Raw genomic sequence first — 20,081 nt, 5'->3', positions numbered from 1 at the left:
GTCGCACCCGCGCGTCGCGCGGTGCCTGCCGGCCAACAACTGAGTCGACCACCGCGGGGCCACGACGTCGGCCAAGCGGATGTTGCGGGCCAGGCGACGACCAGTCGCGCCGATCCGATGGCAGGCTTGCTCTCGGTGAATGCGGCCCTCTGCCGGGCGTGATCACCTGCAGGGACAGAAGAGAGCGGCCTTCGTCATGCGCGTGGCTGCCATGCCAGGACCTCGTCGCGCGAGCGGCACAACCGTCTCGCGGTACGACCTGAGCGTGGCAGCGGTTTCGGGCGTCACTTCGACGCGACGTCCAGGATGGCAAGTCAGTTCGGCTGGCACCTCAGCACCGCGATTGACGAAAGCGGCTGTCCCAGGGTCGTTTTCCGCGACTGCTTCGTCGATTTCGACAGCCACGGCAGGTGGCAGCCGGCCGCTATGCGGCGCGGGCGTTCTCCGCCCAGCCATCGAGCACCGCGTGCAGACCCCGCAGGCAGTACCAGGGAATGGCGACCATGGCCGCGGTGATGAAAACGGCCAGGCCGTACAGCATCCAGGCCAGGTCGACGTGGCGGTCGGCCAGCATGTACGCGCCCAGGAAGACGAACAGCGTCGCGCCGCCCATGGCGGCGGCGATGCCGAGTGTGCAACGCAGCCACAGCTGGTCCACCGCCGCTATCGGAAAGCCCACCAGGCTGGTCGCCGGCGATGCCGAATAGCGCCGCACCACCGGATCGTCGAAGGAGCGGAGCGCGCTCTGCGGCGTTTCGCCGGCCGAGCTGCGGTCGTCGGGGGCGGGCCCGCCCCCGAGCAGCGGCAGCGGCGCAGCCCCACCGCGACGAGCCCGCAACAACAGCGGGATGGCACCGATGATCACCGCAGCGGACACCCCGATGATGGAGTACAGCAGCCACGGCGTGTGCGACGACGACGTACCCGACGGGTGCCGGGTACCCAGATCCACGAGCGTGACAGCAGCCGCTACCCCGGCGCCCAGGGCCGCCAGCCACAGGGCCACACAGCCACCGAGCAGAAGACGGTCCAACAGATCGGGGCTGCCGCCGGTCACTCGCGACCGGGTTGAAGTCTCAGCGTTGTACGGCATTAACAGCTCGTCTGCCAATCATCGTTTGTCTGGGAGGCCAGGGTCTGGCCGTCACTGGTCACAATCGAACAGTTCAGGTGGCTCAGCCGCAGCAGGCTGGAGGCTTGGACCGAACCCACATCGGACATCGAGATGGGTGTCAACGTGATCATCCACGGGATATAGACGTTCTGCTGGGTGCGCTGGCGTCCGGCCGCGTCCGTGTATGTCACCGAAATGCGGTCCAGCGGCGCCTTCGTGCCCCAAATCCGGTACGTGACATACCGCGGTCCGGTCGGCGGCGCAGACGTGGTCGCCGGCGGCGCGGCCGCAGGGGTGCTGGGCGGCGGGGGCGGCGGCGGTTCTTCCGACGTCGGCGGCGGCTGGGTCACCGTCACCGTCGACGGAGGCGGCGGGGGTGGCGGCGGTGGCGGCGGCGCCTCGGTCGTCGGGGGCGGGGGCGGCGGCGTCGTGGTGGTGAACTCGTCCTGGAACGGAGGTGCCGACGTGGTGCTCGTCGAGGGCGTTGCGACGTTCTCCGAGCTGGTATTGCGGGTCACCAGGATGGCGACGGACGCCACCAGCGAGATCGCGGCGATGATCGCCACGACACCGACGACCCACGGCCACCGCGGCGGCGGGGCGTCGCTGGTGTCTGGCTTGGCTTCATAGCTGTCGTAGTCGTAGAGCGCTGGCTCCGGCGGCACATACGGCGCAATGGAGAAGTGCTCGGATTCGGGCGCAGAGTAGGCCTGCGAATAGATGTCGGTTTCGCCGGTGCTTTCACCGACGCCCGATGGCTCCTGGGCCGCATCATCAGAGCCCGGGGAATGTGACCCGCTCACGTACGCCTATCCCTCTCGACCACTGTGTCGCTGCAGCTGAGGAAGGCCGCAGCCGCGACATTCCAGCGCTTCGGCAGACATTACCCAACATGGGCCCGGCATGGCCGTATCAGACGGCGCCAGAGGGCCATCTGACATACGGTTGTGACCTGACCGCAGAGCGATCAGGTCACAGGGGCCGTAGGTGTCAGTGCTTCTCGGGACCTGTGTAGTACTCGAACACCAGGCCGGCGACGGTGGCCAGTACGAAGCACACGCCGGCGACGATCAGCCAGGGCAGCCACAGGGCGATACCGACCGCGGTGGTCGACGCCGACAGCGCGATCAGCAGCGGCCACCAGCTGTGCGGGCTGAAGAAGCCCAGCTCGCCGGCGCCGTCGGAGATTTCGGCGTCTTCGTAGTCCTCAGGCCGGGTGTCGAGGCGACGTGCCACGAACCGGAAGAACGTGCCGATGATCAGCGACAGACCCGTGGTCAGCACCAGCGCGGTGGTGCCGGCCCACTCGATGCCACCGTTGGCGTACAGCGCGGTCAGTACGCCGTAGCCGACGGTCGCCAGGGCGAAGAAGGCAGTCAGAATCTCGAAAAGCCGGGCTTCGATATGCATTTCGTATCCCCTACTTGCTCGCCTGAGCCGGCGAGCCGGCCTGCTCGCCACGGCGAGAGTCGAACGGATGGGTCGTCTGGGCCACCGGGGGCAGACCGATCGACACCAGCGCGTCGGCGTTGGTCGCCTTCGGGTGATCGATGCGGTACTGCAGGTAAGCCTTGAACTGGTCAGGCTCCACCACGCGCACCTCGAAGTTCATCATCGAGTGGTACGTGCCGCACATCTCGGTGCAGCGGCCGACGAACGGACCGGTCTTCTCGATCTCACTGACCTGGAAGATGTTGTCCGAGTGGTTGGCCTCGGGGTTCGGGATGACGTCCCGCTTGAACAGGAACTCCGGCACCCAGAAACCGTGGATGACGTCGGCCGAGGCGATCTGGAACTCGATGCGCTTGCCCTTCGGCAGGACCAGGACCGGAATCTCGGTGCTGGAGCCGATGGTCTCGACCTTGTCGAAGTTCAGGTAGCTGCGGTCCTCGGGGTTGATGCCGCGGATCGGGCCGACCTTCTCCTCGCCGTGCTCGTCCTTGCCCTCGGGCTTGGACGTCATGGCTTCCTTGCGGGCGGCGTCGGCGCCGTCGTAGGAGAAGGTGTTGTCCTTGAAGGCGACCTTCTGGTAGCCGAACTTCCAGTTCCACTGGAACGCGGTGACATCAATGGTGACCTCAGCGGGCTTGCTGTGGTCCATCATCTTCTCCTGCACCACGACGGTGAAGTAGAAGAGCACCGAGATGATGAGGAACGGCACCACGGTCAGCACCAGTTCCAGCGGCATGTTGTAGCCGAACTGGCGGGGCAACTCGGTGTCGGTCTTCTTCTTGCGGTGGAACGCCATCGCCCAGAAGATCAGCGCCCACACGATGGCGCCGACCACGAACGAGGCGATGACCGACCACACCCAGAGGTCACGGTTCGCGTGAGCTTCTGGGGTGATGCCGGTCGGCCAACCCAGGCCGAAGACTTCCTGCCAGCTGCATCCGCTGAGCAGCAGCGTCGACGCGCCGAGAATGGCGGACAACGCCACCAAACGGAGCCCGCGAGCGGTCACGTTGAGGCCCTCCTAGAGGTCGGTCAAGCCGGTCGAATACTACGCAGCGTAGACCACGCCCAGGGTGCCGAGCGAAGCGACCGGCCAATCGGCAGCGCCGGTTCTGAGTTCACCTGCCTGAACAGGCATACTGGCGCCGTGTGCGGACTGCTGGCCTACCTGGCCGACCCTGTTGCCGACCATTCCACTGACCTCGTGAGCGCGGTATCGGATGCCACGCATCCGATGCGTCATCGGGGTCCGGACGAGTCGGGTGCCTGGGCCGACGACAGCGATCCGTCAGACGGTCATCACACCGTCGTATTCGGCTTCAACCGGCTCTCCATCATCGACATCGCGCACAGCCATCAGCCGCTGCGCTGGGGTCCGCCCGAGGCGCCGAACCGCTACGCGCTGGTGTTCAACGGCGAGATCTACAACTACCTGGAGTTGCGGGACGAGCTACGTACTGAGTTCGGTGCCGAGTTCGCCACCGAAGGCGACAGCGAGGCGATCGTCGCCGCGTACCACTACTGGGGCACCGCTGCCCTGAGCCGCCTGCGCGGGATGTTCGCCTTCGCGCTGTGGGATTCCGAGACCCGCGAGTTGTTCTGCGCCCGTGACCCGTTCGGCATCAAGCCGCTGTATCTGGCGACGGGACCCGGCGGCACCATCGTGGGCAGCGAGAAGAAGTGCATTCTCGACCTGGCGGCCGGCGCCGGCATCGATCTGAGCATCGACGAACGTGCCGTCCAGCACTACACCGTGCTGCAGTACGTGCCCGAGCCCGAGACGCTGCAGGTCGGTATCCGCCGACTGGAGTCGGGCAGCTACGCCCGCATCCGGCCGGGCCAGCAGCCGGAGGTGACGCGGTACTTCAAGCCGAAGTTCGCCGCGGTGCCGTTTGTCGCAGGGCAGGAGCAGGCCCGGTACGACGAGATCACCGCGGTGCTTGAGGACTCGGTCGCCAAGCACATGCGGGCCGACGTCACCGTGGGCGCGTTCCTGTCCGGCGGCATCGACTCCACCGCCATCGCCGCACTGGCGATGCGCCACAACCCCAAGCTGATCACGTTCACCACCGGCTTCGAGCGCGAAGGCTTTTCGGAGGTCGACGTGGCCGTCGCCTCCGCCGAGGCCATCGGGGCGCGGCACGTGACCAAGGTGGTCAGCCAGGCCGAGTTCGTCGACGCGCTGCCGGAGATCGTTTGGTACCTGGACGAGCCGGTGGCGGACCCGGCGCTGGTGCCGCTGTTCTTCATCGCCCGCGAAGCCCGCAAGCACGTCAAGGTCGTGCTGTCCGGCGAGGGCGCCGACGAACTGTTCGGCGGCTACACCATCTATCGGGAACCGTTGTCGCTCAAGGCGTTTGATCGCGTCCCCCGCGGGCTGCGACGGGGCCTGGGCAAGGCGTCCAAGTCCCTGCCGGATGGCGTGCGGGGCAAGAGCCTGCTGCACCGCGGGTCGCTGACGCTCGAGGAGCGCTACTACGGCAACGCCCGCAGCTTCTCCGACGAGCAGCTGCAGGCGACCCTGGCGCAGTTCAACCCGGAGTGGACCCACACCGATGTGACGGCGCCGATCTACGCCGAGTCCGCCGGCTGGGATCCGGTCGCGCGCATGCAGCACCTGGACCTGTTCACCTGGCTGCGCGGCGACATCCTGGTCAAAGCCGACAAGATGACCATGGCCAACTCCCTGGAACTGCGCGTGCCGTTCCTGGATCCCGAGGTGTTCGCGGTCGCGTCCAAGCTGCCCTACGACCAGAAGATCACCCGGACCACGACCAAATACGCATTGCGCCGCGCGCTGGAACCCATCGTGCCCGCCCATGTGCTGCACCGCGCGAAGCTGGGCTTCCCGGTGCCGATCCGGCACTGGCTGCGCTCCGGCGAGCTGCTGGAGTGGGCCTACGCGACGGTCAACGCGTCGCAGGCCGGGCACCTGATCAACCTCGACGCGGTGCGCCAGATGCTCGAAGACCACCGCAATGGCGTCAACGATCACAGCCGCCGGCTGTGGACGGTGCTGATCTTCATGTTGTGGCATGCCATCTTCATCGAGGGCAGCGTCACGCCGCAGATCAGCGAGCCCGTCTACCCCGTCGAGCTCTGATCGCTGACGCCGGCAGTGCGGGAAATGACCGCGAGATCGAGCTGACTCCGGTCGTTTCCCACCCGCTCGCGGTTAGATCGCGGCGGTGATCTCGTCGGCGGCCTCGGCCCCGAACGCGGCCGCAAGCCGCGGCAGCGCAGTGGTCTTGTCCCAGGTCCATTCCTGCGGACCCGGTGCCTCGAGCACGAGCGTGGCGACGAGCGAGGCCAGCTGAGCGGCCCGCTCCAGGCTCAGGCCGGCGCCGCGGCCGGTGAGGAAGCCGGCGCGGAAGGCGTCACCGATACCGGTCGGGTCGACCTTCTCGTTCTCGGGCACCACGTCGACGTGGATGAACGAACCGTCGCCGACGATGTCGACGCCCTTCTCCCCCAGCGTCGTGACGCGCAGCTCGATCTGGCTCATCACCTCGGCCTCGGACCAGCCGGACTTCTGCAGCAGCAGGTCCCACTCGTAGTCGTTGGTGAACAGGTAGGCGGCGCCGTCGATGAGGCGACGGATCTCCTCGCCGGACAGCCGGGCCAGCTGCTGGCTGGGGTCGGCGGCGAACGCCAGACCCAGCTTCCGGCATTCCTCGGTGTGCAGGAACATGGCCTCGGGATCGTTGGCGCCGATGATCACGAGTTCCGGCTCGCCCTGCGCGGCAACAAGATCAGCCAGCTTGATGTTGCGCGCCTCGGACATCGCACCGGGATAGAACGACGCCAGCTGCGCCATGTCCTCATCGGTGGTGCAAACGAAACGTGCGGTGTAGGCGGAGTCGGACACCAGCACCTGCGAGCAGTCGACGCCGTGAGACGTCAGCCAGCCGCGGTAGTCGTCGAAGTCCTTGCCCACCGCACCGACCAGCGTCGGGCTGCCGCCCAGGATGCCGATGGCGTAAGCGATGTTGCCGGCGACGCCGCCGCGGTGCACCACCAGGTCGTCGACCAGGAAGCTCAGAGACACCTTCTGCAGGTGTTCGGCCAGCAACTGCTCGGCGAATCGGCCGGGGAAGCGCATCAAATGGTCGGTCGCGATCGATCCGGTCACGGCAATGGTCATTCGGCGAGCTTACCCAGCGCACCCGGAGTAGCCGGACCGGGACGTCAGCCGGGGTGCGCTAGCCTGTGGTCAACATGGACGGCGCATATCCGTACCCGGAATCGATCCCCCCGCAGCCGGGTCCGGGGAACTCCACCTACGGTGCCCCCTACGGTGCACCCTCCGCCGGCCCTGCTCCGGCCTACCCGACGACGCTTCCGCCGGCGGTGTCGTATCCATCGGGCGGCGGCAACAACACCAAGCGAGTCCTGCTGGTCATCGGCGCTGTCGTTGCGGTTGTCGCCGTCATCGGCGGCATCATCTTCGCGGTCCACAGCACGAGCGATCGAGGCCTGACCGATGCCTCTGCCAAGTCCGCGATCCAGGGCTATCTGAACGCGCTGTTGCAGCAGGACAAGCAGACTGTGGCGCGGCACGCGCTGTGTGGCTTGTATGACGGCGTCAAGGACCACGCCACCGATTACACCGTGGCGAATCTGGCCAGTGATGCGTTCCGTAAGCAGTTCGGCCAGGCAGATGTGACGTCGATCGACAAGATCGTGATGCTGTCACCGAATCAGGCGCAGGTGCTGTTCACCATGAAGGTGGCGCCATCAGGCCGGCTGTCGCGCGGCCCGGGGACGAAGCCCGCTGCGAACAACACCGAGTTCCAGGCGGTAGCTCAGCTGCTCGTCCAGCCGCGCGAGACCCTGGTGTGCTCGTACCTGCCGCGCCCGGCGGACTCCCTGTAGGAGACCCGCCGGACCGGCTGGGTCAGTTGAACGAATCGCCGCAGGCGCAGGAGCCGGTGGCGTTCGGGTTGTCGATGGTGAAGCCCTGCTTCTCGATGGTGTCGACGAAGTCGATGACGGCGCCCTGGACGTACGGGGCACTCATGCGGTCAACGGTGAGGTTGACGCCGCCGACGTTGGTCGTGAGGTCACCGTCGAGGGTGCGGTCATCGAAGAACAGGTTGTAACGCAGGCCGGCGCAGCCGCCCGGTTGCACAGCGATACGCAGCGCGAGGTCGTCCCGGCCTTCCTGATCCAGCAGAGCTTTGGCCTTGGTGGCCGCCGCGTCCGACAGAATCACGCCGTGAGTCTCGGTCGAGGTACCGGTGCTGGTCGCGTCCTCAACAGTCATTGCTTCTCCCTGGTGCACACTCGATTGCCTGGAACTATCCAGGCACCATCAACGGTACCTTGTCCGGCCGCTATTCCCGACTTCAGCGGCGACAGCCGCAGCTAATCCGCTCAGCTGGTTGGCCGCGTCGGCGATGGCCAGCGCCACCGAACCGGCGTGGTCGGTGATCGAATGAGCGGCCGCGACCCCCGCGGCAGCCAGTGCCGACGGGTTCAGCGTCACCTGCCCGGCCAGCACCAGCACCGGCCTGCCGTGGGCCTGACCGACCAGGGCGCTGATCACCTTGCCGTGCAGCGACTGGTCGTCGAACCGGCCCTCACCGGTGATGACCAGGTCGGCAGCGGCGAGGTCCGCAGCCAGCCCGGTGTGGCCGGCGATCACCGTCGCCCCCGACTCGCGCCGTCCGCCCAGCGCCAGCAGCGCCGCCCCGAGACCGCCGGCGGCGCCGGCACCGGGTTCCGCGGAGACATCTCGGCTGGCCACGGATTCGAGTTCGCGGGCCCACTCCGTCAGCCGCTGCTCCAGAACTGCCACCGTCGCGGGATCGGCCCCTTTCTGCGGACCGAACACCGCCGCGGCACCCATCGGTCCCAGTAGTGGGTGCTCGACGTCCGAGGCGACGATCAGTTCGGCGCCCGCCAGCCTCTGGTGCGCGGACGCCAGCCCGCCCAGCGCTTCGACGAGCCCGCGGCCGCCGTCGGTACAGGCACTGCCGCCGAGGCCCACGACCACGCGGTGTGCGCCCGCCACCAGCGCGGCGTCCACCAGCTGGCCCACCCCGAAGCTCGTCGCGTCCAGCGCGGTCGCCGCGGTGGGCGGCCCACCGAGCAGCGCCAACCCGCAGGCCTGCGCGCACTCGATATAGGCGGTGGCCTCGTGCAGCACCCACTGCGCGGTGACCTCGCGATCCAACGGGCCGCGCACCCTGGTCGTGTGCAGACCGCCCAGCCGTTCGGCCAGGACGTCGACGAAGCCGGGGCCACCGTCGGACTGCGGAGCGAGCACGAGGGTGTCGGTCGGGCGCGCGACGGCCCAGCCCGCGGCGATCGCCGCCGCGGCCTGCACCGCGGTGAGGCTGTCGCCGTAGCAGTCGGGGGCGATCAGGACTCTCATCCGAGCAGGTTAAGCCGCCTCCGACTTGGGTGCATGACGGCCGACCGCGGCCACCGAAGTAACCTGACACCGTGAATCTGCTGGGCCGCAAGAAGGACAATCCCGACTCCGAAGGTGGCGGCGACGAGGGCGTTGACTCCGTCACCGGGGCCGCCGACTCGGACGTCGACGTCGCCGGGGGCACCACCGCACCCAAGGGCCGCCCGACGCCCAAACGGAGCGCCGCGGCCCGCAAGCGCGGCCCGGTCGCTCCGGCGCCGATGACGACGGCCGAGGCACGCAAGCGGCGCAAGGAACTTCGCAACTCCAAGTCCAAGGACGAGCGCAAGGCCGAGCGGGTGGCCCGCCGGGCGGACATGGATTCGCGCCGCGCCAAGATGATGGCCGGCGACGAGGCCTACCTGCTGCCCCGCGACAAGGGCCCGGTCAAGCGGTACGTCCGCGATCTCGTCGACTCCCGGCGCAACGTGCTGGGCCTGTTCATGCCGTCGGCGCTGGTACTGGTGTTCTTCATGATGGCGCTGCCGCCGGTCCAGACGCAGGGCCTGCTGTCGATCGCGATGTTGGCCCTGATGGTGATCATGGCGATCGACGGTGTCCTGCTGAGCCGGCGCATCAACAAGCGGGTCGACGCGAAGTTCCCGGACAACACCGAAAGTGGTTGGAAGCTGGGGTTTTACGCGGCCAGCCGGGCCTCGCAGCTGCGCCGGATGCGGGTGCCGAAGCCGCAGGTCAGCCGCGGGGACAAGGTCGACTGAGCCCGGTGCGCACCCTGGTGCTCGGCGGCATCCGCTCGGGAAAGTCGCAGTGGGCCGAGGACTGGATCGGCCGTGCGGCCGGTCCGGGCGAACCGGTGCATTACGTAGCGACCGGTTCCGTCGACGGCGACGCCGACTTCGCAGCCCGGGTTTCAGCCCATCGGAACCGCCGGCCGGCACACTGGTCGACCGTCGAATCCGCCGATGTGGCAAGCACTTTGCACCTGTCCGCAACCGCCACCATGGTCGATGACATCGGCGGTTGGCTGGTTGCCGCGATGGACCGCCGCGACGCCTGGACCGGTGGGTCGATTGAGTCCGAGGTCGACGAATTGACCTCGGCAGTCAGCGAATTCACCGCACCACTGGCCCTGGTCAGCCCCGAGGTGGGCCTGACCGTCGTCCCGGCCACGGCATCGGGCCGCCGGTTCGCCGATCAATTGGGCTCGCTCAACCAGCGACTGGCCGCGGTCTGCGACCGCGTCGTGCTGGTGGTGGCCGGCCAGCCTCTCACCGTCAAGGAGCCTCGATGAGCGATCCCCGCGCCCAGTTTCCCGACCTCACCAAACCGGATGCCGACGTGCGGGCGGCCGCCCTCGCGCGCCAGGACACCCTGACCAAGCCGCCGGGCTCCCTCGGCCGGCTGGAAGAGCTGGCGGTCTGGGCGTCCGCATGCCAAGGCGTCTGTCCGCCAAAGCAATTCGAGCGGCCCCGGATTGTGGTGTTCGCCGGCGACCACGGGGTGACGGCATCAGGAGTGTCCGCGTTCCCCTCGGAAGTCACCGCGCAGATGGTGGCGAACTTCGACGCCGGCGGCGCCGCCATCAACGTGCTGGCCGAGGTGGCCGGCGCCACCGTCCGCGTCGCCGACATCGCGGTCGACGGTGCGGCCCACTCCCCCGCGATCGGCGCCCACAAGGTACGACGCGGCAGCGGCAACATCGCCGTCGAGGATGCCTTGTCGACAGCGGAGGCCGTGACGGCGATCGCGGCCGGTCGCACCATTGCCGACCAGGAAGTCGATTCCGGCGCAGACCTGCTCATCGCGGGCGACATGGGCATCGGGAACACCACGCCGGCAACAACTCTGGTCGCCGCCCTGACCGCTTCCGAACCCGTCGCCGTGGTGGGCCGCGGCACCGGCGTCGACGACGAGGGCTGGGCCCGCAAGACCGCGGCCATTCGTGACGCGCTGTTCCGTGCGCGGCACGTCAAGGCCGATCCGGTTGCGCTGCTTGCCGTGTGCGGTGGCGCGGACCTGGCCGCCATGGCCGGCTTCCTGGCCCAGGCCGCGGTGCGTCGGACCCCGGTCCTGCTCGACGGCGTGGTGGTGACGGCCGCGGCGCTGGTCGCCGACCGGTTGGCCCCTGGTGCGAAGGCCTGGTGGCAGGCCGGCCACCTGTCGACCGAACCGGCTCACGCGGTGGCGCTGCAGCGCCTGCAGATGACGCCGATCCTGGATCTCGGCATGCGCCTGGGTGAAGGCAGCGGCGCGGCGGTGGCGCTGCCCGTGCTGCGCGCCGCAGTGGCGACGCTGGCGTCCATGGCCACGTTCGGCGAGGCCAACATCGCGGGAAAGAACTGACCAGACCGTCGTGATCGGTTCCCTCGCTTCGGCTTTCGCGTTCAGCACCGTCTTTCCGGTGCGCCGCAACCGGCCGTTCGGGCGGGGCACGCTGACGGCGCTCCCGGTGGTGGGCGTCGTCCTCGGTGGCGTTGCGGCGGCCGTGGCATGGGGCGCCGGGCACGCGTTCGGGCCGGGTCCGCTGGCCGGGTTGCTGGCCGTGGCGACGCTGCTCCTGCTGACCCGCGGTCTGCACATCGACGGGTTGTCCGACACCGTCGACGGCCTCGGTTGTTACGGACCGCCCGAGCGGGCGCTGGCCGTCATGCGCGGCGGTACCGCGGGCCCCTTCGGCGTGGCGGCGATCGTGGTGGCCATCGGGGCGCAGAGCATGACGTTCGCCGCGATCAGCGCCGTCGCCGTGGTGATTGCCGTCGCCGCGGGCCGGGTCGCCGCACTGGCCGCCTGCCGCACGTCGGTACCGGCCGCGCCCGGCAGCACGTTGGGTGCGATGGTCGCCGGTAGTCAGCCGGTGTGGGTGGTCGCGGCGTGGACGGTGGCCGTCGCCGGCGCCTCGACGTGGGCAACCCCGCGGCTGTGGCAAGGGCCTGTCGTCGTGCTCGCCGCACTGGGCAGCACAGCGTTACTGGTGCGGCACTGCGTCCGCCGGTTCGGCGGGATCACCGGCGACGTGCTGGGCGCGGCCGTCGAAGTCACGACCACACTCACCGCGCTGGGGCTCGCTGCCCACTAGTCGCCGAACGTGCGTCAACCCAGCCGGGTCATCCAGTTGTGGGTGTCGGCGAAGGTGCCGCGCTGAATGCCCGTCAGGGTGTCGCGCAGCGCCATGGTGACCTCACCGGGCTGGCCGTCACCGATGGTGAACTCACCGGCCGACTCGCCGGCCAATTCACCCTTGCCGTACTTCACGTGCGCCACCGGCGTGATAACGGCCGCCGTGCCGCAGGCGAACACCTCGGTGATCTCCCCCGCGGCGGCCTTCTTCTGCCACTCATCGATATCGATCTTGCGTTCCTCGACCGCGAAGCCGGCGTCAACCGCCAACTGCAGCAACGAATCCCGTGTGATGCCCGGCAGGAGTGAGCCGGACAGCTCCGGGGTGACCAGCCGGGCCGAACCGCCACTGCCGAACACGAAGAACAGGTTCATGCCACCCATTTCTTCGACGTACCGGCGCTCGATGGCGTCCAGCCAGACCACCTGGTCGCAGCCCATCTCGGCGGCCTGCGCCTGGGCCAGCAGCGAGGCGGCGTAGTTGCCGCCGAACTTGGCCGCACCGGTGCCGCCCGGGCTGGCCCGGACGTACTCGGTGGACAGGTACACCGACACCGGCTTGATGCCGCCCTTGAAGTACGCGCCGGCCGGCGAGCCGATCACCAGGTAGCGGTATTCGGTGGCGGGCCGCACGCCCAGGCCAGGCTCGGTGGCGATGATGAACGGCCGCAAGTAGAGCGACGCCTCACCACCGGCGGCCGGGACCCACTCGTTGTCGACGGCGATCAGCTGACGCAGCGAGTCGACGAAGACGTCCCCGGGTAGTTCCGGAATGGCCAGGCGCCGGCATGACGTCTGCAGCCGGGCGGCGTTGGCCTCCGGGCGGAACGACACGATCGAGCCGTCATTCCAGCGATATGCCTTCAGACCCTCGAAGACCTCTTGCGCGTAGTGCAGGACGATCGCCGACGGGTCCAGTTCGATGGGCCCATACTCGGTGACCCGGGCGTCATGCCAGCCGCGGTCGGCGGTGTAGTCGATCGACACCATGTGATCGGTGTGGAACCGCCCGAATCCGGGGTCGGCCAGAACCTGAGCCCTTACCTCATCGCTCGCTGGGTTGCTCGCGCGCGAAACGGTGAATTCGAGGGGGCCGTCGGTCATATGCCGATTGTATCGCCCATGGCTACCGCGTTTTCCCGTCGCTCCGCTCGCCTCCTACCGCGTTTTCCCGTCGCTCCGCTCGCCCCCGACCGCGTTTTCCCGTCGCTCCGCTCGCCCCCTACCGCGTTTTCGCCGCCACAAACGGCGGAGCGACAACCTCGCATTCCAGCGCCCGGCCCCGGACGTCGACGGTCACGCGCGCGCCGTCGGCGATATCGGCCGCGGTGTCGAGCAGCGCCAGCGCGATGCCGACCTTCAGACTCGGAGAGAAGGTGCCCGACGTGGTGATGCCCACCGGCTTGGCCGGTACCTCCCCCGTCGCTTCGCTCGCCCCACCATCGAGCACTGTCAAACCCGCGCGCAGCACACCGCGGCCGACGGCCTTGAGACCACGCAGCGTCCGCTTGGGACCTGCCGCCTTCTCCGCGAGCAGGGCATCGCGCCCCCAGAAGGCGTCCTTCTTCCAGCCGATGGCCCAGCCACAACGGGCCTGCAGCGGCGAAATATCAAGCGACAGTTCATGTCCGTGCAGCGGGTAACCCATCTCGGTGCGCAGCGTGTCGCGCGCGCCCAGCCCGGCGAGTTCGCCGCCGGCGGTCTTCACCGCGGCGACCAGCGCGTCGAACACCACCCCGGCGCGGTCCCACTCGGGCAGCAGTTCGTAGCCGTGCTCGCCGGTGTAGCCGGTGCGGCACACCCGGACCGGGACGCCGTCGTACTCGGCGTCGGCGTACCCCATGTAGTCCATGTCGGTCGGCAGGCCGAGCGCGGTGAGCACCTCGGTGGACTTCGGTCCCTGGACCGCCAACACGGCGTAGGACCGGTGCTCGTTGGTGATGGTCAGTTCGGGCGGCGCCACCCGCTGCAATTCGGCGACCACGGCAGCGGTGTTGGCGGCGTTGGGCACCAGGAAGATTTCCTCGTCGGAGACGTAGTAGGCGATCAGGTCATCAATGACACCGGCTACGCCGTCAACCTCCTTGCAGCACAACGTGTATTGGGCCTTGCCCGGCCCGATACGGCGCAGGTCGTTGGTGAAGGCGGAGTTGACGAACTCGGCCGCGCCGGGACCACGGACCAGGGCCTTGCCGAGGTGGCTGACGTCGAACAGGCCGACGGCCTCGCGGGTGGCGTTGTGCTCGGCCACGGTGCCGGCGTAGGACACCGGCATCAACCAGCCCCCGAATTCGGCGAAACTCGCCCCGAGTTCGCGGTGACGGTCTTCCAGCGGGCCCTGCAACAGTTCGCTCACGGCCAGAGAGCCTAGTCCGCTCCGCCGACCCGTCGTAGCTGGCAGACTCATTACGTGGTCGATTTCGACGCATTGGAAGCCGCCGGCATCGCCGATGCGCGGCGTCGCGCGCCTCTGATCGAATACCTCGACGGCCTCGGCTTCACCACAGAGCAGATGGCCCAGGCCGAGGAACGCGGCCGGTTGTTCGGCCTGGCCGGCGACGTCGTGCAATGGTCCGGGCAGCCCAGCCACAGCCTGGCGTCCGCGGCCCGCGCGCTCGGGCTGCCGCTGGCCGATGTCGAACAGACCTGGGCGGCACTGGGCCTGACGGTCGCCGACCCGACCGCGCCGACGCTGAGCGATGCCGACATCGAGGCGTTACGCACGTGGGCGGATCTGCGGGCCGCGATCGGCGACGATGCCGCGCGAGGATTCCTGCGGGTCATCGGCGCCAACGTGGCACGAGTGGCCGAGGCGCTGGCGTCGATGAGTCGCGCGGGTCTGCCCGACCTCGATCTGGCCCGGAGCCACGACGAGCTGGTCACCGCACGTGCCTATCGGGCGGCAGCCCAGTTCATCCCGCGCATCGGCGCGATGATCGACGCGGTCCACCGCCACCATGTCGCCTCCGCCAGAACGTATTTCGATGGAATCGTCCATCGAGACTCGTCGACTGTGGTGTGCGGCATCGGGTTTGCCGACCTGTCCAATTTCACGCAGCTCACGCAGCGGCTCACGCCCGAGGATCTGACCAGCCTGCTCAATGAGTTCAACGCCATCACCAACGACGTGGTGCACGCCGATGGCGGCCGGGTGGTGAAGTTCATCGGAGATGCGGTGATGTGGGTCAGCGCCACTCCCGAATCGCTGGCTCGGGTGGCGTGTGACCTGGTCCACCATCCACGGCCGAAGGCGGCCCATATCAATGTGCGGGCCGGCCTGAGTTTCGGCTCGGTGGTGGCCACCGGTGGCGATTACTTCGGCAATCCGGTGAATCTGGCGGCCCGGCTGGTCACCGCGGCCGAACCCGGGCAGATTCTGGTGGCCGCGCCTTGGTACCACATGCCCGGCAAATGGCCGGTCGCGCCCCGGGAGCCGTTGGTGCTCAAAGGTTTCAATGACCCCGTCACCGCATTCGAGGTATGCGCGGAGGCTGAGCGGGCAGCCCGGCAGACACGGTGACTAGGGTGGGTCTGGTGAGCAGCGCACCCGGTTACCAGCCCCCCACCGTCATCGTCGCCTCCGAGCTGCCGTCCGGCTTGGACTCCGCGGTACTGATCGTGCCCGTCATCTCGGGCGAGAACGACGAGGCCAAGGTCCTGGCCAACCCGTTCCTGGACGCCGAAGCCACCGGCGAGATCGAGGTGTCGCTCAAGACCCTGGGTGCGAAAGGCTCCAATGAGCAGCTGACCCGCGTGCTGGTGCCGTCTCTGCCGGTGGCCAGTGTGCTGGCCGTGGGCCTGGGCAAAGACCGCGACGAGTGGCCGGCCGACGTCGTCCGCCGCGCTGCCGGCGTGGCGGCCCGCTCGCTGGGCGGCACCGAGACCGTGGTGACGACGCTCTCGGAGCTGGACCTGGCGGCCGCCGTCGAGGGCCTGATCCTGGGCGCCTATCGCTTCAGCGAGTTCCGCAGCGCGAAGACCGCACCGAAGGAAGCGAGCCTGACGTCGCTCACTGTGCTGTCCACCGCGGACGACGCCGAGACCGCAGCGGCGCGCGGCGTCGATGTGGCCACCGCCGTGGCGACCGCGCGCGACCTGGTCAACACCCCGCCGAGCCACCTGTTCCCGGGCGAATTCGCCAAGCGCGCAAAGGCTTTGGGCAAGTCGGCGGGCCTCGAGGTCGAGGTGCTGGGTAAGAAGGAGCTGGAGGACGCCGGCTTCGGCGGCATCGTGGGCGTCGGCAAGGGCTCCTCTCGCGGGCCGCGCCTGGTGCGGCTGACCTATCGCTCCGGCAAGAAGATCGCCAAGAAGGTGGCGCTGGTGGGCAAGGGCATCACCTTCGACACCGGCGGCATCTCGATCAAGCCGGCCGCCAACATGCACCAGATGACCTCCGACATGGGCGGTGCCGCAGCCGTCATCGCCACCGTGGTGCTGGCCGCGCGCCAGAAGCTGGCGGTCGACGTCGTCGCGACCGTCCCCATGGCCGAGAACATGCCGTCGTCGACGGCGCAGCGGCCCGGTGATGTGCTGACGCAGTACGGCGGTACGACCATCGAGGTGCTCAACACCGATGCCGAAGGCCGGCTGATCCTGGCCGACGCCATCGTCCGCGCGTGCGAGGACAACCCGGACTACCTGATCGAGACGTCGACGCTGACGGGCGCGCAGCTCGTGGCGCTCGGCGCGCGTACCCCCGGCGTCATGGGCAGTGACGAGTTCCGCGACCGAGTCGCCACGCTGTCGCAGCAGGTCGGCGAGAACGCCTGGGCCATGCCGCTGCCCGAAGAATTGAAGGACGACCTCAAGTCATCTGTCGCCGACCTCGCGAACGTGAGCGGCGCGCGCAACGCCGGCATGCTGGTGGCCGGGGTGTACCTGCGCGAGTTCGTCGCCGACGGTGTGGAGTGGGCGCACCTCGACGTCGCCGGCCCGGCCTACAACACCGGCGGTCCTTGGGGTTACACCGGCAAGGGCGGCACCGGCGTGCCGACGCGAACCATGTTCGCGGTGCTGGAGGACATCGCAGCCAACGGTTAGTCCCCGTCGGCGAGTGGCCACCCGAGCGCGACAACGGCTGATCGGGTGGCCCGCCCTGGCCTCACCTAGCTCGCCGTGCCGGCGACCTGAGCCAGTTCCAGATCCCGCGCGGGCTCGGCGCCGGCCAGGTGGTCGGCCAGCTCGCGGACCGCGGTGGCGAGCAGCTCCGGGTGCGACATCGGCGACCAGTGCCCCGACCTGACGTCCCGCCGCCACAGCTGCGGAACCCATTGGGGCGTCTCGTCGTACAGGTGCGGGCGGACGAACTGGTCGCCACGGTTGACGATCACCTGGACCGGCACGTTGACGTAGTGGTCGCGCCGGCCCGTGACGATGGTCCGCCAGTAGTTGGCGGGGTATACCTTGAGGCTGTTCGCGGCATCGGTCGCAAAGGTGTCCGAATGCCGAATCTGGTTGTCGGACATGCCATCCAGCCGCTTCAGCAGCTGCGGGATGACGGTCGGCACGGTGGCCCGGACGAACACTCGTGCCAGCAGCGGGATCGAGAAGAACCCCTGATAGGTCAGCCGCAGGAACTGCGACACCGAGTGCAGGAAGCGCACCGGCCGGTGGGGCCGTTTGAGGCCCTCCATGATGTAGTGACGGGTGTGGTCGGCGCTCGGCCCCGAGGTGGAGGTGAACGACGCGACGCGGTCCACCGACTCCGGCCGCGACAAGTACTCCCAGATGCCGACCGACCCCCAGTCATGAGCCAGCACGTGGACTTTCCGGCCGGGCGCCAATGCCTCGATCACGGCCGCGAAGTCGTCGGCGTAACGCGCCATGGTGTAGGACGAAACCTTCTTGGGCACACCGGAATTGCGTGAGCCCCGGTTGTCGTAGCGGATCACCCGGTAGGTGTCGGCCAGGTAGGGCACCGTCGCGTCCCACATGTCGTGCGAGTCGGGCCAGCCGTGCACCAGCACCACCACCGGGCCGTCGGGGTTTCCCTCTTCGTAGGTCGCGATCCGCGTCCCGTCCGCACTGTTCACAAACCGCATCGTCAAACCCTGCCTGACCTCAAAATATCCCGTACCGCCGGTACCGGTTTCGATGCGACAGTAGCCTGCTCAGTGGTGGTGTCAAGACACCGGGACCAAGTCCCCGGCCCGCCACTCCTCGACTGCGTGGGCATGACAGGATGGGGCCTGAGACATTCGAAGTGACGAGCGACCTTTTCGAGGAGTCAACGTAATGGCCATCTCCGTCCAGATGCCCGCACTCGGCGAGAGCGTTACCGAGGGGACCGTCACTCGATGGCTCAAGCAGGAAGGCGACACCGTCGCGGTCGACGAACCCCTGCTCGAGGTGTCCACCGACAAGGTCGACACCGAAATCCCGTCGCCGGCAGCGGGTGTCCTGACCAAGATCGTGGCGCGCGAAGACGACGTCGTCGAGATCGGCGGCGAGCTCGCCGTCATCGGTGACGCCGGCTCGGAGCCGGCCCCCGCCCCGGCTGCGCCCGCGGCGGCACCGGAAGCGCCTGCGGCCCCGGCGCCCGAGCCCGCCGCCGCTGCGCCCGCTCCGGCCCCTGAGGCACCCGCACCGGCTCCCGCTTCGGCCCCCGCCCCGGCCGCCTCCGATGCCGCCGATGCCACCTCCATCGTGATGCCGACCCTCGGCGAGTCGGTCACCGAAGGCACCGTCACCCGCTGGCTCAAGAAGGTCGGCGACTCCGTCGAGGTCGATGAGCCCCTGGTCGAGGTGTCCACCGACAAGGTCGACACCGAAATCCCGTCGCCGGTCGCCGGTGTGCTGCTGTCCATCACCGCCGACGAGGACGACGTGGTGTCCATCGGCGGCGAGCTCGCCAAGATCGGTGCCGCCGGTAGCGCTCCGGCCGCAGCCCCGGCGCCGGCCCCCGCGGCTCCCGCGCCCGCTCCGGCCCCCGAACCCGTTGCCGCACCGACGCCTCCCCCGGCTCCGGCTGCGCCCACCCCGCCGCCGGCCCCCGCGCCGACTCCGGCTCCCGCGGCCCCGGCGCCCGCGGCGGCCGCCCCCGCGGCGTCGTCCGCGCCGTCCGACGATGCGAGCCCCTACGTCACCCCGCTGGTGCGAAAGTTGGCCGCCGAGAACAACGTTGACCTCGCCTCGGTGCAGGGCACCGGTGTCGGCGGTCGCATTCGCAAGCAGGACGTGCTCGCCGCAGCGGAAGCCGCCAAGGCCCCGGCCGCACCTGCCGCCGCCGCAGCAGCGGCCCCCGCCGCTCCCGCTGCCAAGGCCCCGGCCGCGGCGCCTGCCCCGGCGCTGGCTCACCTGCGTGGCACCACGCAGAAGGCCACCCGGATCCGTCAGATCACCGCCAAGAAGACGCGCGAGTCGCTGCAGACCACCGCTCAGCTGACGCAGACCCACGAGGTCGACATGACCCGCATCGTCTCGCTGCGCGCCCGCGCCAAGAACTCGTTCGCCGAGCGCGAGGGTGTCAACCTGACCTACCTGCCGTTCATCGCCCGCGCGGTGATCGACGCGTTGAAGGTCCACCCGAACGTCAACGCCAGCTACAACGAGGACACCAAGGAGATCACCTACTACGACGCCGAGCACCTCGGCTTCGCGGTGGACACCGAGCAGGGCCTGCTGTCGCCCGTCGTGCACAACGCCGGTGACCTGTCCCTCGGTGGTCTGGCACGCGCCATCGTCGACATCGCCGACCGCGCCCGCTCGGGCAACCTGCGGCCCGACGAGCTGGCCGGGGGCACCTTCACCATCACCAACATCGGCAGCCAGGGCGCCCTGTTCGACACCCCGATCCTGGTTCCGCCGCAGGCGGCCATGCTGGGCACCGGTGCCATCGTCAAGCGGCCGCGGGTCGTCGTGGACGAGGGCGGCAACGAGTCGATCGGCGTCCGGTCGGTCTGCTACCTGCCGCTGACCTACGACCACCGCCTGATCGACGGCGCCGACGCCGGACGGTTCGTGACCACCATCAAACGTCGTCTCGAAGAGGGTGCGTTCGAGGCCGACCTCGGTCTGTGA

The 20,081-nt window shown here is 68.9% G+C and carries 19 protein-coding genes; 9 read left to right on the top strand and 10 right to left on the bottom strand.

Annotation, left to right across the window (positions count from 1 at the left end; genetic code table 11):
• Positions 1-424: 424 nt before the first annotated feature.
• The 4 genes from G6N59_RS25535 to ctaC all read right to left on the bottom strand — a co-directional run bounded on the left by G6N59_RS25535 (position 425) and on the right by ctaC (position 3,575).
• Positions 425-1,093 carry a DUF2561 family protein gene (locus G6N59_RS25535; protein ID WP_138229717.1) on the bottom strand — a complete coding sequence of 223 codons (669 nt, stop codon included), beginning with the start codon at positions 1,091-1,093 and terminating at the stop codon, positions 425-427.
• Positions 1,093-1,917, bottom strand: coding sequence for a hypothetical protein (locus tag G6N59_RS25530; protein WP_138229716.1), 825 nt, complete (start codon positions 1,915-1,917; stop codon positions 1,093-1,095). The genes G6N59_RS25535 and G6N59_RS25530 overlap by 1 nt, the downstream gene beginning before the upstream one ends.
• 187 nt (positions 1,918-2,104) lie before the next feature.
• The gene (locus G6N59_RS25525) at positions 2,105-2,524 is read right to left on the bottom strand and encodes a cytochrome c oxidase subunit 4 (RefSeq protein ID WP_138229715.1); all 420 of its coding nucleotides are present in this window, start codon (positions 2,522-2,524) and stop codon (positions 2,105-2,107) included.
• Positions 2,525-2,534: 10 nt separating this feature from the next.
• On the bottom strand, positions 2,535-3,575 hold the full coding sequence (ctaC, locus tag G6N59_RS25520) for an aa3-type cytochrome oxidase subunit II (protein ID WP_138229714.1): 1,041 nt from the start codon (positions 3,573-3,575) through the stop codon (positions 2,535-2,537).
• A gap of 138 nt (positions 3,576-3,713) precedes the next feature.
• Between ctaC and asnB the strand changes: the two genes are divergently transcribed.
• Positions 3,714-5,669, top strand: coding sequence for an asparagine synthase (glutamine-hydrolyzing) (asnB, locus tag G6N59_RS25515; protein WP_138229713.1), 1,956 nt, complete (start codon positions 3,714-3,716; stop codon positions 5,667-5,669).
• A 72-nt stretch (positions 5,670-5,741) separates the two neighbouring features.
• On the opposite strand, the gene G6N59_RS25510 is transcribed toward asnB, so the two are convergent.
• Complete coding sequence (locus G6N59_RS25510; RefSeq protein ID WP_138229712.1) at positions 5,742-6,710, bottom strand: carbohydrate kinase family protein; 969 nt, start codon at positions 6,708-6,710, stop codon at positions 5,742-5,744.
• Positions 6,711-6,784: 74 nt separating this feature from the next.
• On the opposite strand from G6N59_RS25510, the gene G6N59_RS25505 reads away from it, so the two are divergent.
• Entirely contained in the window at positions 6,785-7,441 is a 657-nt protein-coding gene (locus G6N59_RS25505; protein WP_138229711.1) for an Rv0361 family membrane protein, read from the top strand.
• Between the two features lie 22 nt (positions 7,442-7,463).
• On the opposite strand, the gene G6N59_RS25500 is transcribed toward G6N59_RS25505, so the two are convergent.
• Positions 7,464-7,832: a HesB/IscA family protein gene (locus G6N59_RS25500; protein WP_138229710.1), complete on the bottom strand. Its 369-nt coding sequence runs from the start codon at positions 7,830-7,832 to the stop codon at positions 7,464-7,466.
• 48 nt (positions 7,833-7,880) lie between these two features.
• Positions 7,881-8,945: a glycerate kinase family protein gene (locus tag G6N59_RS25495; protein ID WP_138229709.1), complete on the bottom strand. Its 1,065-nt coding sequence runs from the start codon at positions 8,943-8,945 to the stop codon at positions 7,881-7,883.
• A gap of 71 nt (positions 8,946-9,016) precedes the next feature.
• Here G6N59_RS25495 and G6N59_RS25490 point away from each other — a divergent pair, with 71 nt between their 5' ends.
• From G6N59_RS25490 to G6N59_RS25475, 4 genes are read left to right on the top strand one after another with little or no spacing between them, the layout of a single operon-like run.
• Entirely contained in the window at positions 9,017-9,703 is a 687-nt protein-coding gene (locus G6N59_RS25490) for a DUF3043 domain-containing protein (RefSeq protein ID WP_138229708.1), read from the top strand.
• Positions 9,704-9,708: 5 nt separating this feature from the next.
• Complete coding sequence (locus G6N59_RS25485; RefSeq protein WP_138229707.1) at positions 9,709-10,236, top strand: bifunctional adenosylcobinamide kinase/adenosylcobinamide-phosphate guanylyltransferase; 528 nt, start codon at positions 9,709-9,711, stop codon at positions 10,234-10,236.
• Positions 10,233-11,288 carry a nicotinate-nucleotide--dimethylbenzimidazole phosphoribosyltransferase gene (gene cobT, locus G6N59_RS25480; protein WP_138229706.1) on the top strand — a complete coding sequence of 352 codons (1,056 nt, stop codon included), beginning with the start codon at positions 10,233-10,235 and terminating at the stop codon, positions 11,286-11,288. Before G6N59_RS25485 ends, cobT begins: the two co-directional genes overlap by 4 nt.
• A 10-nt stretch (positions 11,289-11,298) precedes the next feature.
• A complete protein-coding gene (locus G6N59_RS25475; RefSeq protein ID WP_138229705.1) occupies positions 11,299-12,021 on the top strand; it encodes an adenosylcobinamide-GDP ribazoletransferase in 723 nt (240 codons plus the stop codon).
• A gap of 14 nt (positions 12,022-12,035) precedes the next feature.
• Here the strand turns inward: G6N59_RS25475 and G6N59_RS25470 are convergent, their stop codons facing one another.
• Positions 12,036-13,166 carry a branched-chain amino acid aminotransferase gene (locus G6N59_RS25470; RefSeq protein WP_138229704.1) on the bottom strand — a complete coding sequence of 377 codons (1,131 nt, stop codon included), beginning with the start codon at positions 13,164-13,166 and terminating at the stop codon, positions 12,036-12,038.
• Between the two features lie 118 nt (positions 13,167-13,284).
• Entirely contained in the window at positions 13,285-14,469 is a 1,185-nt protein-coding gene (gene gcvT / locus G6N59_RS25465) for a glycine cleavage system aminomethyltransferase GcvT (protein WP_138229703.1), read from the bottom strand.
• Positions 14,470-14,472: 3 nt separating this feature from the next.
• On the opposite strand from gcvT, the gene G6N59_RS25460 reads away from it, so the two are divergent.
• Positions 14,473-15,582 (top strand): adenylate/guanylate cyclase domain-containing protein, encoded by a 1,110-nt coding sequence (locus tag G6N59_RS25460; RefSeq protein WP_138229702.1) that lies wholly within the window; start codon positions 14,473-14,475, stop codon positions 15,580-15,582.
• Between the two features lie 14 nt (positions 15,583-15,596).
• On the top strand, positions 15,597-17,102 hold the full coding sequence (locus G6N59_RS25455; protein ID WP_138229701.1) for a leucyl aminopeptidase: 1,506 nt from the start codon (positions 15,597-15,599) through the stop codon (positions 17,100-17,102).
• Positions 17,103-17,167: 65 nt separating this feature from the next.
• Here G6N59_RS25455 and G6N59_RS25450 read toward each other — a convergent pair whose 3' ends face one another.
• Complete coding sequence (locus tag G6N59_RS25450; RefSeq protein WP_138229700.1) at positions 17,168-18,103, bottom strand: alpha/beta fold hydrolase; 936 nt, start codon at positions 18,101-18,103, stop codon at positions 17,168-17,170.
• A gap of 193 nt (positions 18,104-18,296) precedes the next feature.
• Between G6N59_RS25450 and sucB the strand changes: the two genes are divergently transcribed.
• On the top strand, positions 18,297-20,081 hold the full coding sequence (gene sucB, locus G6N59_RS25445) for a 2-oxoglutarate dehydrogenase, E2 component, dihydrolipoamide succinyltransferase (protein WP_163911743.1): 1,785 nt from the start codon (positions 18,297-18,299) through the stop codon (positions 20,079-20,081).

This window comes from Mycolicibacterium aubagnense, from assembly GCF_010730955.1.
In the GTDB taxonomy this organism is placed as follows: Bacteria; Actinomycetota; Actinomycetes; order Mycobacteriales; family Mycobacteriaceae; genus Mycobacterium; species Mycobacterium aubagnense.
Note: the sequence above shows the minus strand (reverse complement) of the source record. Positions and strands in the feature narration are given on the sequence as shown.

Coding starts and splice junctions, on each gene's coding strand:
- G6N59_RS25535 (WP_138229717.1), bottom strand. CDS start 1,093: ATGCCGTACAACGCTGAGACTTCAACCCGGTCGCGAGTGACCGGCGGC.
- G6N59_RS25525 (WP_138229715.1), bottom strand. CDS start 2,524: ATGCATATCGAAGCCCGGCTTTTCGAGATTCTGACTGCCTTCTTCGCC.
- G6N59_RS25510 (WP_138229712.1), bottom strand. CDS start 6,710: ATGACCATTGCCGTGACCGGATCGATCGCGACCGACCATTTGATGCGC.
- G6N59_RS25505 (WP_138229711.1), top strand. CDS start 6,785: ATGGACGGCGCATATCCGTACCCGGAATCGATCCCCCCGCAGCCGGGT.
- G6N59_RS25500 (WP_138229710.1), bottom strand. CDS start 7,832: ATGACTGTTGAGGACGCGACCAGCACCGGTACCTCGACCGAGACTCAC.
- G6N59_RS25495 (WP_138229709.1), bottom strand. CDS start 8,945: ATGAGAGTCCTGATCGCCCCCGACTGCTACGGCGACAGCCTCACCGCG.
- cobT (WP_138229706.1), top strand. CDS start 10,233: ATGAGCGATCCCCGCGCCCAGTTTCCCGACCTCACCAAACCGGATGCC.
- G6N59_RS25470 (WP_138229704.1), bottom strand. CDS start 13,166: ATGACCGACGGCCCCCTCGAATTCACCGTTTCGCGCGCGAGCAACCCA.
- gcvT (WP_138229703.1), bottom strand. CDS start 14,469: ATGAGTCTGCCAGCTACGACGGGTCGGCGGAGCGGACTAGGCTCTCTG.
- G6N59_RS25450 (WP_138229700.1), bottom strand. CDS start 18,103: ATGCGGTTTGTGAACAGTGCGGACGGGACGCGGATCGCGACCTACGAA.
- sucB (WP_163911743.1), top strand. CDS start 18,297: ATGGCCATCTCCGTCCAGATGCCCGCACTCGGCGAGAGCGTTACCGAG.